The organism is Acrocarpospora catenulata (assembly GCF_018476525.1).
Lineage (GTDB): Bacteria > Actinomycetota > Actinomycetes > Streptosporangiales > Streptosporangiaceae > Acrocarpospora > Acrocarpospora catenulata.
The window spans coordinates 1-11,888 of record NZ_JAHCST010000062.1 but is presented as its reverse complement, the minus strand read 5'-3'; the positions used below and the strand labels follow the sequence as shown (position 1 = coordinate 11,888).

At 73.3% G+C, this 11,888-nt stretch carries 9 protein-coding genes; 5 read left to right on the top strand and 4 right to left on the bottom strand.

Annotation, left to right across the window (positions count from 1 at the left end; translation table 11 throughout):
• Positions 1–55: 55 nt before the first annotated feature.
• Positions 56–838 carry a polysaccharide deacetylase family protein gene (locus tag KIP79_RS37990; protein ID WP_250214503.1) on the bottom strand — a complete coding sequence of 261 codons (783 nt, stop codon included), beginning with the start codon at positions 836–838 and terminating at the stop codon, positions 56–58.
• A 230-nt stretch (positions 839–1,068) separates the two neighbouring features.
• Here KIP79_RS37990 and KIP79_RS37985 point away from each other — a divergent pair, with 230 nt between their 5' ends.
• A complete protein-coding gene (locus KIP79_RS37985; RefSeq protein WP_308170091.1) occupies positions 1,069–2,193 on the top strand; it encodes an MGDG synthase family glycosyltransferase in 1,125 nt (374 codons plus the stop codon).
• Here KIP79_RS37985 and KIP79_RS37980 read toward each other — a convergent pair.
• Positions 2,120–2,974, bottom strand: coding sequence for a DMT family transporter (locus tag KIP79_RS37980; RefSeq protein WP_308170097.1), 855 nt, complete (start codon positions 2,972–2,974; stop codon positions 2,120–2,122). The two genes, KIP79_RS37985 and KIP79_RS37980, sit on opposite strands and share 74 nt — an antisense overlap.
• Before the next feature lie 200 nt (positions 2,975–3,174).
• Here KIP79_RS37980 and KIP79_RS37975 point away from each other — a divergent pair, with 200 nt between their 5' ends.
• Positions 3,175–5,874: an AAA family ATPase gene (locus tag KIP79_RS37975; RefSeq protein WP_214109845.1), complete on the top strand. Its 2,700-nt coding sequence runs from the start codon at positions 3,175–3,177 to the stop codon at positions 5,872–5,874.
• Here the strand turns inward: KIP79_RS37975 and KIP79_RS37970 are convergent.
• Positions 5,849–6,985 carry a helix-turn-helix transcriptional regulator gene (locus tag KIP79_RS37970; RefSeq protein ID WP_214109844.1) on the bottom strand — a complete coding sequence of 379 codons (1,137 nt, stop codon included), beginning with the start codon at positions 6,983–6,985 and terminating at the stop codon, positions 5,849–5,851. The two genes, KIP79_RS37975 and KIP79_RS37970, sit on opposite strands and share 26 nt — an antisense overlap.
• 154 nt (positions 6,986–7,139) lie before the next feature.
• Between KIP79_RS37970 and KIP79_RS37965 the strand changes: the two genes are divergently transcribed.
• Both KIP79_RS37965 and KIP79_RS37960 read left to right on the top strand, forming a co-directional pair.
• Positions 7,140–9,497, top strand: coding sequence for a bifunctional acetate--CoA ligase family protein/GNAT family N-acetyltransferase (locus KIP79_RS37965; protein WP_214109843.1), 2,358 nt, complete (start codon positions 7,140–7,142; stop codon positions 9,495–9,497).
• A gap of 74 nt (positions 9,498–9,571) precedes the next feature.
• Positions 9,572–10,270: a CBS domain-containing protein gene (locus KIP79_RS37960; protein ID WP_214109842.1), complete on the top strand. Its 699-nt coding sequence runs from the start codon at positions 9,572–9,574 to the stop codon at positions 10,268–10,270.
• 108 nt (positions 10,271–10,378) lie between these two features.
• Here KIP79_RS37960 and KIP79_RS37955 read toward each other — a convergent pair whose 3' ends face one another.
• Positions 10,379–11,047 (bottom strand): BON domain-containing protein, encoded by a 669-nt coding sequence (locus tag KIP79_RS37955; RefSeq protein WP_214109841.1) that lies wholly within the window; start codon positions 11,045–11,047, stop codon positions 10,379–10,381.
• Positions 11,048–11,204: 157 nt separating this feature from the next.
• Between KIP79_RS37955 and KIP79_RS37950 the strand changes: the two genes are divergently transcribed.
• Positions 11,205–11,636 (top strand): pyridoxamine 5'-phosphate oxidase family protein, encoded by a 432-nt coding sequence (locus KIP79_RS37950; protein WP_214109840.1) that lies wholly within the window; start codon positions 11,205–11,207, stop codon positions 11,634–11,636.
• The last annotated feature ends 252 nt before the right edge of the window (positions 11,637–11,888 follow it).

Here is an 11,888-nt window from a genome sequence, read left to right as displayed (position 1 = left end):
CAAGAATTGACGGGCCGCCTGTTTTGCGAGCTACCTGGGGCGGAAAGGGGTGAAATCAGCGCACCAGGGAGGACTCGTGGCCGGCTCGTTTCTCTTCGTCTGGGGAACCCGCGACGCCGTGGTCACGCAGCGGTCCCACCCGCAGCCCCATCGCGTGGCAGCGGTCCACGAGCCGGGGCAGCGCGCCGAGCGCCGAACGCCAGCGGTCGCCGTCCGTGGCCCGGTCGCAGTCGTGCAGCAGGAGGGTCGCGCCGCCCAGCGGGCGGGACGTCAGGGTGGCCAGCACCGAGGCGGGGGTCGCCGACGCCGTCCAGTCCTTTCCCCAGGCCGTCCAGAGCACGGGCCGCAGCGCCTCGCGGCGCACCGCGACCAGGGACTCCAAGGTGAGCACCCCGTACGGGGGCCGGTACCAGAGCGGGCGTTCGCCGGTCACCGACCACACCAGGTCGGCGGCCAGGCCGATCTCCTCGGTGACCCGCCCCGGCCACCGGATCAGCGCGTTGATGTGCCGCCAGCCGTGCACGCCCAGCTCGTGGCCCTCCGCGACGATGGCGCGTCCCAGGTCCGGATGGCGGGCCAGCGCCTCACCGAGGACGAAGAAGGTGGCCTGGCAGCCGAGCCGCCGCAGCTCGTCCAGGAAACGCGGCGTGGATCGCGGATCGGGGCCGTCGTCGAAGGTCAGCGCCACGTGGCCGGGGTCGCCCACACCGCTGAGCGCGGGCAACCGGCGCCGGACGATCGGCAGCCAGGTGGCGGCGGGGGCGGCGTGCATCAGCGCCAGCCCGGTCAACGTCACCGGAAGGGCGACACGGCCGGCCTTCATCTCGGGAACGACCATTTCGGGAACGACCGACATCCGGGGAACGACCGGCATCCCCCACTCGACCGGCGGCCCCCAAAGAACCCGCATCCCGCAAACAACTGGCGTCCCGCAAACAACCGGCATCTCGGGAACGACCGGCAGCCCCCGAACGACCCGCATCCCGCAAACAACTGGCATCTCGGGAGCGACCGGCAGCCCCCGAACGACCCGCATCCCGCAAACAACTGGCATCTCGGGAGCGACCGGTGACCGCGGCCCGGCGGGTGCTGATTCTGAGTGCGAGCATGGGCTCCGGTCATGACGGGGTCGCCGGAGAGCTCGCGCGGCGGCTGGCCGCGGACGGCGCCGACGTCGAGATCATCGATGTCCTCCACCTGGTCCCGTTCCGGCTGGGCTTCGCGCTGCGCCGGTGCTATCGCTGGATGATCAAACGCGCCCCATGGCTCTACGAGGTCATCTACCAGGTCTTCTTCATGGCCAAACGGACACCGCCCACCTCACCGCTGACCAGCCTGATGGCGGCCAGGCTGAGCCGCGTGATCGCCCGCCGCCCACCCGGCGAGGTCGTGTCCACCTTCCACCTGGCCGCCCAGGTGGCGGGCCGGCTGCGGCGACGCGGCCAGTTGCACGCCCCGAGCACGGTGCTGATCACCGAGTTCGCCGTGCACCGGTTCTGGCTCCATCCGGGCAACGACCGCTTCCTTTCCATGAATCCCACCGCGCGCATCACCGCCGCCCCCGCGTTCACCTGCGCACCCGTAGTGGCCCCCGGCTTCCGCGCCCGGACCGAGGATCGGGCAGGGATGGCCGCCCGGCTCGGCGCGGAGCCCGGCGCCCGGCTGGTGCTGGTGTCCTCCGGGTCGTGGGGCGTGGGACGGCTGGCGGAGACCGTCCGGGTACTGGCCCGGTCCGGCCGTTACACGCCGGTCGTGCTGTGCGGGCGCGACACCCGGCTGCGCCGTGCGCTGGCCGGTACGGGCGCCGGAATGGTGCTCGGGTGGCGCGACGACATGCCTGACCTGATGGCGGCGGCCTACGCGCTGGTCGACAACGGCGCCGGGCTGACCTGCGCGGAGGCGTTCGCCATGGACCTGCCCGTGATCTTCTACCGGCCCATCCCCGGCCACGGCAGGGACGGCGCCCTCGCGATGGCCCGCGCGGGCGTGGCCGTGTACGCGCGCGACGGCGCGGCCCTGCTCGACGCCCTGGACCGGCTGCGGGACGAGGAATCGCGACACGCCCTGCGCACCCGCGCGGCCGCCCTGTTCACAGCGGCGCCCGCCGAGGCCGCGCTCGTCACAGGCCCGTACGGGCAGCCGCGGCGGCCCGCACCGGAGGCGACTGCGCGAGCTGAAAGCTCCCCCGAATGATCAGGAGCAGCCCCACCGCCTCAAGCAGGATCCACCCTCCCGTACGGATGTCCTCACCGAACATCGTCGTGCCGTAGATGATCCCGGCCACCGGATCGCTGATGGTCAGCGCGGGCTGCGCGGCCACCAGGGGCCCGCTCTGCAGCGCGTTCTCCAGCAGGAACACGCTGAGCAGGCCCGCCGCCACCATGGCGTACGGCTGCCAGGAGGTGGCCAGCGCGGCCGGATCCTCGGTCAGGATGGACATGCTCTGCTTGATGAAGGTGGCGGTGAAGGCGAAACACACCCCGGCGGCCACCCCGAACGCCACCGGCCGGGCCAGACCGCCGACCAGCCGCCCCACGAACACGAGCAGGGCGATGGCGCCACCGGTGCCGATGGTGGCCAGCGCCCACTCCATCGCGCTGGGAAGCCGGTCCCCCGGGGTGGGCGCGGCGCTGAGCAGCAGGACCGCGAGCCCCAGCGTCATCGTCCCCACCGCGAGCCAGGACCGCCGCCCCAGCGACACGCCGTACGCGCGGGACAGGATGACCATGGTGAACGGCAGCTCGGTGACCAGGACGGGCTGCACGATGGCCAGCGCACCCGTGCCGAGCGCCCCGGCCTGGAAGGCGAACGCGGCGATCATCGTGGCGATGCCGCCGAGCCAGGTGCGGTCGCGCATCAGCGCCAGCATGAGGGCGGGCCGCAACGCCTTCTGCTCGGGCACGGACTTCGCCGCGCGGCGCTGCAGCACCGAGGAGACCGCGTTGCAGAGCGCGGCGAACAACGCCAGGATCACGGAAACCAATGACTCTTCCCCCCGGCCGTCTGGCTGGACCCGCACCTTCTGGTTAGCGTTCCCGATGCCCGGGCGGATCACGACGATCGGCCGCCACGGCTGCCGGGCACGCCGGTAAAGAATTCCCCCGATCCGGGGCCGCGGGGCGCATCCGATCGCGAGCTCCGGACGTATAGCGGATACCGGCTATCGGAGGGGCTGTGGGAACTACGCACGTGCACCAGTGGCCACTGGCGGGACGCGGGGCGGAGCTGGCCGCGATCGAGACGGTGCTCGCGGCCGGGGAAACCGACGGGCTCGCCCTGATCGGCGATCCCGGGGTGGGGAAGACCCGGCTGGCCAGGGAGGCGCTGGCCCGGTGGACGGCCGCCGGTGGCGCGGCCGAGTGGGTGGCGGCGACCCGCGCGGCCGCCTCGATCCCGTTCGGCGCGCTCTCCCACCTGCTGCCCGGCCGCCTCTGGTCGGCGGAGAGCCGGGTGGTGCTGCTGGCCAGGGTGACGGACCGGATGGCCGCGCGCACCGCAGGGCGCCCGACCCTGTTCGTGGTGGACGACGCCCACCTGCTGGACGAGTCCTCGGCCGCGCTGCTCCGCCAGCTCGCGGCCCAGCGGCTGGTGATCCCGCTGGTCACCGTACGCTGCCGGGAGCCCGCCGACGACGCCGTCGCGGCCCTGTGGAAGGAGGCGGCGGTCCGGCTCCAGGTGGGCCCGCTGACGCCGGCTGCGGTGGACCGCCTGCTCGGTCTGACCCTGGACGGGCGGCTCGACCCGCTCAGCAGGCGACGGCTGCACCGGCTCGCCGACGGCAACCCGCTGCTGCTGCGGGAGCTGCTGGCCGACGCGGTGGAGACCGGCGCGCTGGCGCGCCGGGACGGGCTGTGGCGCTGGCGCGGCGGCGTGCCGGCCAGGGCGCGGGTGGCGGACCTGGTCACCTCGCGGCTGCGCACGCTGGACCCGGCCGCCCGTGGCGTGCTTGAGCTGATCGCCTGCGGCGAGCCGCTCGCGCTGGCCCTGCTCCAGCGCCTGGCCGACCAGGAGGCCATCGAGGCGGCGGAACGCAGCGGGATGGCGGTCGCCGAGCAGTCCGGCGCCCGGGTGACGCTGCGCCTGGCCCACCCCCTGTACGGGGAGGCGCTGCGGGCGGGACTGCCGGTGACCCGGGCCCGGGCGATCTGGGGACGGCTGGCCGAGGCGCTGCACGCCGAGCCGATGCGGCGGCGCGACGACACCCTGCTGGCCGGGGTGTGGCAGCTCCAGTCGGGCACGGTCAGCCGCCCTGAGCAGGTGCTCGACGCGGCCAGGCAGGCCATCGGCCGGTTCGAGCTGAACCTGGCGGAACGGCTGGCCCGCGCGGCACGCCGCGCCGGCACCGCGGCGGACGCCGACTGGGTACTCGCCCAGATCCTGTCCTACCAGGGCCGCGGCCGGGAGGCGGTGGCGGTGCTGCCCGCGGCGCCCGGGCCGGGCGGGGAGCCGGAGGCGATGCGGGCGGTCACCCGGGCGCTGGTCCTGCACTGGGGTCTCGGCCGGACCGGCGAGGCCGAACAGGCGCTGGACCTGGCACCGGCCGCCGCCGAGTCCGACCGGCACCTGACCGAGGCGACCCGCTCGTGGATCATGCTGTTCGGCGGCAGGACCCGGGCGGCGCTGCGGTCCGCCGAGGACGTGCTCGCCCGGCCCGACGCCGAGGAGCAGGCCGTGATCTGGGCCGCGATGAGCGGCGCCATGGCCGCCGGGCTGCTGGGCCTGCCCGACCGGGCCGCGGCCGTCGCCGAACGCGGACGGCGGGTCGCCGACGCCGGCCGTTTCCCGTGGGGTCAGGCACAGGTCGAGTACGGCCACTGCCTGGCCCTGTACGCCTCGGGACGCCTGGGCGAGGCCGCGAAAGTGGCCGAACACGGCCACCGGAGCGCGGTCGCCGCCGGTTCCGCGATGATGACGGCCGTCTGGGCCGGGTTCCGCGGGGTCGTGGCCAAGGCGCGCGGCGACCTGGGCACGGCGCAGGCGGCGCTACGGGAGGCCGTGGCCCTGCTGGAGGAGGAAGACGCCTACGGGCTGACCAGGGTGTACCTAGCCGAACTGGCCGGGGCGGTCGCCATGACCGGCGACGCGGCCGGGGCCGAGGAACTACTGGCCCGGGCCGACGAGCAGGAGGGCGACCACAACCGGATGTTCGACGCCTGGATCCAGCTGGACCGGGCGTGGGCCCTGGCCGCCACGGGCATGCGGTCGGCGGCGGCGGATCTGGCGGCCGAGGCGGCCAAGCTGGCCCGCGACACCGAGCAGCCCGCGATCGAGGCGTGGTGCCTGTACGACGCCGCCCGCCTGGGGGCCGCGCGCGCGGTACGCGACCGCCTGGCGGAGATCGCCGCCGCGGCCCCGCGGAGCTTCGCGCCCGTCCTCGCCGACGCGGCGGCGGCGCTGGCCACCGGCGCGCCGGACGCCCTGGACCGGAGTGTGGACGCCTTCGCCGACCACGGGTACCTGCTCGCGGCGGCCGAGGCCGCCCGGCTGGCGGCCAGGGCCCGGAACGGGGGGAGTTCGCAGGTGCGCGCGGCACGTGAGCGGGCCGCCGTGCTGGCCGAGATGTGCCCGCAGGCCCGTACCCCCCTGCTGGAGCTCAACGACTTCAGCGCGCTGCTCACCCCGCGCGAGCGCGAGATCGCCCGGCTGGCCGGTTCGCTGCCCAGCCGGGAGATCGCCGAGCGCCTCGGCCTGTCGATCAACACCGTCAACAACACGCTCGCCCGCGCCTACGCCAAGCTCGGCGTCGGCGGACGGGCCGAGCTGACGGCGATCTTCGGGGGCGAGCCGGCGACCGGCGGTGAGGGAACCGCCGACCGCCCCAGAGGGAAGGCGCCGGTCAGCGGGCGGGCTAGGCCTGGACGAGACGGGATTTGAACGCGTCGAAGTAGTGTTCGGCGAAGAGCTTGGCGGTCAGTTCGCCGCGGCTGCTCACGCCGACCTTCTCGAAGACGGACTTGATGTAGTCCCGCACGGTGTGGCTGGACAGGAAGAGCTCGGCGGCGATCTCCGGCGTCGAGAGGCCGCGGGCGATGCCACCCAGCACCTCGCGTTCCCGGGCGGTCAGCCCGTAGGCATCCAGCATGATCGGGGCGATCTCGCCGCTCTGCGCCGGCTCGATCACGATGGCGATCGGGCTGTCCGGGTTCCCGTCGTCCATGCAGGAGGCGTGGAGCATGACCCAGCGGCCGTCACGGTCCCGGCAGCGCAGCCGCGCGGGACCGTCCTCGTAGCCCAGCATCACCGCCCGCGCCTGGGACGCCAGCGCGTGCAGGAACGTCCACGCCTGCAACAACGCGGGGCCTCCCGATCCCGACGACCAGGGCTGCTCGCCGAGGTCCAGACCGAAGAGCTGACGGAGCCAGGCTTTGGCGTGCACGTTGGCCGACATGAGCATGCCGTTGGCGTCCAGGAGCAGTACGCCGGGCGCGAGGAGCGCCTCGGCGGCCCTGGACCCAGGGGACACGCTTCGCGCGCGCATGGCGACCCCGACGGTCTGGGAGATGGACGCCAGGAGCCTCAGCTCGTCCTGGTCGAAGGCCGGGCGTCCCCGATCCCGGTAGAGGGCGGCGACCGCCCAGGTCGTGGTGCCGGTGCGGAAGGCGATCCGCGCCTCCTCCTCGTAGCCGAGCGGGCGCATGATGTCCCGGTAACGCGGGCTGCGAATCGGCTTGTCTTCGGTGGCCACCCGCAGTGACGCGACCGGTCCGGGCCGCCGTGCCAGATCGCGGAAGGGCGTCACGTCGTTGCTGCGGAACTCGATGTCCCAGAACCTCTGGCACAACGACGCCTCAAGGTGTTCCAGCCGCCCTGGCGGGGCCGCGAGGAGCGTCGAGGGATCGACCCCGAACCACAGGCCGCCGTCGAACGGGACGACCTTCCGCACCTGCTCATAGATCGCGGCCAGGAACTCGTCCGCGGTGGCGCAGTGCGCGTCGGCGTGTTTGATCGCCGCCCCAAGGCGTTGCGCGGTAGCAGTCCCGGTCATGCGAGCATCGTAAATTCTTCGGCCTTCCCGGCGAACCCCCTCAATTGAGGGGTACGACCAAAGTCCTTCCCAGACAGGTCCTCCTGCTCTGCCGCACCCGGCCGAGTGGCGGGAGGGTCGGCAGCAGAACCGTGATGAGCTGCTGGAGGTCGGCATGTCCGAGGGATGCGACGTCCTGCTGCGTACCGGCGGCATCGCCCACGTGCGGCCGCTGGTGCCCGGTGATCTCGCGCAGCTGCACGACCTCGTCGACCGCACCTCGGAGCGCTCGGCCTACCTGCGGTTCTTCACCGGTGGCCGGGCCAGCGCGCACACGTACATGGACCGGCTGACCCAGCCCGCGTACCGGGGGCACGCGCTGATCGCGATCATGGGCGGCCGGGTGACGGCGATCGGCGAGTACATCCCGATCTCGGACGGCGCGGTCGCCGACATGGCGATCCTGCTCGACGACGTCGTCCAGGGGCAGGGCCTGGGCACGATCCTGCTGGAGCACCTCGCCGACCACGCCGCGCGGCAGGGCGTACGGGAACTGGTCGCCGAGGTGCTGGCCGTGAACTCCGCGATGCTGCGCGTGCTGCGCGACCTCGGCCTGGCGGTGGACCTCCGCTACGACGGCTCGACGGTGGAGGTGAAGATCCAGCTGGAGCCCACACCCCGGCTGCTGGCCGGCATCCAGGCCCGCGAGCACGAGGCCGAGCGGGCCTCGCTGGCCCGGATCCTGGCTCCCGGTTCGGTGGCCGTGGTCGGCGCCGGCCGCGATCCATCGGACATCGGGCACAAGGTGCTGCGCAACCTGCTGGACGGCGGCTTCGCCGGGCGGGTGTACCCGGTGAACCCGCACGCCACGGAGGTGGCGGGGGTCCGGGCCTACCCCGGCCTGGCGGCGGTGCCGGGACCGGTCGACCTGGCGGTGGTCGCGGTGCCCGCGCAGGCGGTGCCGGATGTCGCCGTGGACTGCGCGGCGGCCGGGGTCAAAGGGCTGGTGGTGCTGTCGGCGGGGCAGGATCCCGAACTGCTGAGGATCTGCCGGTCGGCGGGCATGCGCCTGATCGGCCCGGACTCCCTCGGCATCGTGAACACCTCGGTACGGCTGAACGCCGGCTTCCTGCCCGGCCCACCCACCCCGGGGACCATCGCGCTGATGTCCCAGTCGGGCGCGGTCGGCGCGGCACTACTGGCACGGCTGGCCGTCTCCTCACTGGTATCGGTGGGCGACAAGGCCGACGTGAGCGGCAACGACCTGCTGGAGTACTGGGAGGACGACGAGGCAACCGAGGTGATCGCGCTCTACCTGGAGTCGTTCGGCAACCCCCGCAAGTTCGCCAGGATCGCCGCCCGGGTGGGCCGCCGCAAGCCGGTGCTGCTGGTCAAGAGCGGCCGTTCCGGCTCGGGCGGCCGGGTGACGCGGTCGGGCACCGCGTCCGCCGCCACTCCCGACATCGCGGTGGACGCGCTGGTCCGCGCCTCCGGCGTGATCCGCGTGGACACCATCCGGGATCTGATCGACACCGCCCGCCTGCTGGCCGCCCAGCCGCTGCCCGCCGGCCGCCGCGTCGCCATCGTCGGCAACTCCGGCGGGCCCGAGGCGATGGCCGCCGACGCCTGCGAACGTAGCGGCCTGGTCGTCCCTGAACTGGCCCCCGTGGCGGGACCGGCCAACCCGATCGACCTGACCGCCGACGCCACGGCCGAGCAGATCGGACTCGCTGTCGAGACCGCGCTGCGCGAACCGGACGTGGACGCGGTGCTGGTGGTCTACACCCCGCCGTTCGGCTCGGGAGCGGACGCCACCAGGAAGGCGATCGCCGAGGCGACCCGGACGGCGGGCAAGACCGTGGTGGCGTGCGTGATGGGCGAGGACGGCATGATCGAGGACCGCGTGCCGAGTTACGCCTTCCCTGAGCAGGCCGTACAGGCGCTGGCCCGGGCGGTCTCCTACGCGGAGTGGCGGCGCGCCGCCGAGCCCGTGGCCGAGCAACCGCCGGCCGACGAGCAGACCGCGCGCGAACTGGTCGCCGCCGAGCTCGCCCGCCGGCCGGACGGCGGTTGGCTGGAGCCGGATGCCACCGACCGGCTGCTGCGCTGCTTCGGGGTGACCACCGCCGGGACGGCCCCGGCCGACGGGATCGAGATCATCGTCGGCGGGGTGAACTACCCGGCCTTCGGGCCGCTGGTCATGGTCGGCATGGGCGGCGTGGCCGCCGATCTGATCGCCGACCGCGCCTTCCGGGTTCCGCCGCTCACCCCGGCCGCCGCCACCGAGATGATCGGCGAACTGCGCTGCTCCCCCCTCCTGTACGGCTACCGCGACAGCCCCCGCGCCGACGTCGCCGCCCTGGTCCGCCAGGTGGTGGGCGTCGGCCACCTCCTGGACGCCCTCCCGGAGGTGGCCGAACTCGACCTCAACCCGGTGGTCGTGACCCCGCGCGCGGCCGTCGCCGTACACGCCCGCATCCGCCTGGCCCCCGCCGACCCGCCGCCGTCCCCCTACACCCGCCGACTGCGATGACCAACGGCCCTACAGCGGGGAGCCCGCCGGGCATGTGATGAAGACGTAGCAGTCAGCAGCGGGAAGGAGATGCCATGCGTACCCAGGTAGCAGCCGTCATGACCAGGTCGGTGGCCATGGTCCGCGCCGAGACGCCGTTCAAGGAGATCGCCGAGGTCCTGATCGAACGCGGCGTCAGCGCCGTACCCGTCGTGGACGGGGAGGGCCGGGTGATCGGCGTGGTGTCCGAGGCCGACCTGCTCCGCAAGGAGGAGTTCCGTGAGCTCTACTACCGCGAGGGCTACCAGCCGCCGCTGCGGACGCGGCTGCGCCACCGGCTGAACCTGGAGGGGGACCCCAGGGCCAAGGCCCGGGGGGACACCGCCGCCGAGCTGATGACCAGCCCCGCCGTCACCGTACGGCCGCGGATGTCGACCGTCACCGCCGCCCGGCTCATGGAGAAGCACGGGATCAAACGGCTGCCCGTCGTCGACGAGCGGGACCACCTGGTGGGCATCATCAGCCGCCGCGACCTGATCCGGGTCTTCGTCCGGCCCGACGCCGACATCGCCGACGACATCCGCATGGAGGTGCTCCGCTCCCGCTGGATGAACACCGATCAGGTCCAGGTACGCGCGGACCAGGGTGTCGTCACCCTCACCGGCGCCATGGCCCTGCGGAGTGAAGCCGAGCTCATCGCCCGCATGTCGGCCCGGGTCAACGGGGTGGTGGACGTGGTCAGCGAGATCCGGTGGCAGGAGGACGACGGCGGCGCCGGATGGGCCGGCGCCTGAGGCCGAACATACGGAACCGGCCTGACGACGATCGTCAGGCCGGTTTCCTCGGTTCGTGGGTGGAAGCCTGGCCTCCAGGGACGTGGTGCGGACGGCGACCCGGTTTCCTCAGTACGTAGGTGGGACCATCCTGCCGTTGGCCTCCGGCCGCGCCTCGATCTCCCAGGCCACGTCCACGACGCCGTCGACCTGGCGTACCGCCTCCTCGATCCGCCTGGCCTCGGCGGCGTTCGCGTGGCCCATGACGGTCACCACGCCGTCGCCGACGTCGATGGTCAGCCGGGTCGGATCCAGCCCCGCCTGCTCGCGGATGGCCGCGGTGACGTCGGCGTACAGTTCCTCGGCCGGGCGGGCGAAGACGCGCAGCAGGTCGGACTGGTGCAGGGTGCCGCAGACGCGACCGCTGACCGGGTCGATGACCGGGAGCTGCTTGACGCGGTTGCGGTGCATCAGGCGGGCCGCCTCGCGCACCGGCGTGCCGGGGGTGACGACGATCGCCGGGGCGGTCATCAGATGGTGGGCGGTGACCCCGGCGGCCTTGCGCTGGGCCGCGCGCCGGGACGGGGTGAGCGCGCCCAGCGTGTGCCGGGGCGGCTCGGTCGCCTTCAGCAGCAGATCGTCCTCCGAGACCACGCCCACCGGCCGGCGGTCGAGGTCGATGACGGTGACGGCGCCGACCTTGAACCGGCGCATGGCGGCGACGATCTCGTTGAATCCCGCGTCCTGGGCGACGGCGATCGCGACGTGCCCCATGACGTCCCTGACTTCCATGGGCATGGTTTCCTCCTTCGTCCCCTCCATGGCACTGCGTCGCGGGGCGTTTTCCCCAGGGCCGAAGGTCCCGTGCGGCCAGGGCCCATGGACGCTGCCGTCCAAAATGGGGCATCAGGGAGAATCAACTCAGGAACCCGAGTCCAGCAGAGAGGACGAAGCGATGACCACGGACGGGACCGGCGCCCCGCTGCACGAACTCAGCGAGGAGGAGTGCCTGCGCCTGATCTCGCCCGGCGGTGTCGGCCGGGTGGCCTTCACCGGCGCGTACGGGCCGACCATCCTGCCGGTGAACTACCGGGTCTCCGACGGCGCGATCGTGTTCCGCACCCGCGTGGGCGGCACCATGGACGAGGACCTGCGCACCGGCATCGAGAACCTGGAAATCAAAATCGCCTTCGAGGTGGACGAGATCGACCTCACCCGTCACGAGGGCTGGAGCGTGGTGGTGCAGGGGCCCATCCACCACATCACCGAGGCCGAACTCCCCCAGCTGACCGACCCCCAGGTCGAGCCCTGGGCCGGCGGCCCCCGCGACCAGTACGTCCGCATCACCCCCCACCGGATCACCGGACGCCGCATCCAGTCCCTGTGAAGGCCCGCGCGAGGGTGTCCCCGGTCGGCGGGGGCGCCCTTGTCACATGTGCGGGGATGCCCGGCCGAGGATGCCCGGCCGAGGATGCCCGGCCGAGGATGCCCGGCAGGGGGTAACCGTCCCTCCCGGCGGAGCCGGGCCCGGACCCGGAGGGTCAAATGGGTGGGTGGGAGTTCCACGGCAACCAACTTCCTATGTGTGGAGCCGGCACCCGGGGGATTCTGGTTGCCGCGGTTCTCCCACCCACCCGCC

Bases quoted from the DNA above. Each gene is read 5' to 3' on its own strand.
- KIP79_RS37960 (WP_214109842.1), top strand. From the start codon at position 9,572: ATGCGTACCCAGGTAGCAGCCGTCATGACCAGGTCGGTGGCCATGGTC.
- KIP79_RS37990 (WP_250214503.1), bottom strand. From the start codon at position 838: ATGGTCGTTCCCGAGATGAAGGCCGGCCGTGTCGCCCTTCCGGTGACG.
- KIP79_RS37970 (WP_214109844.1), bottom strand. From the start codon at position 6,985: ATGACCGGGACTGCTACCGCGCAACGCCTTGGGGCGGCGATCAAACAC.
- KIP79_RS37965 (WP_214109843.1), top strand. From the start codon at position 7,140: ATGTCCGAGGGATGCGACGTCCTGCTGCGTACCGGCGGCATCGCCCAC.
- KIP79_RS37955 (WP_214109841.1), bottom strand. From the start codon at position 11,047: ATGCCCATGGAAGTCAGGGACGTCATGGGGCACGTCGCGATCGCCGTC.
- KIP79_RS37950 (WP_214109840.1), top strand. From the start codon at position 11,205: ATGACCACGGACGGGACCGGCGCCCCGCTGCACGAACTCAGCGAGGAG.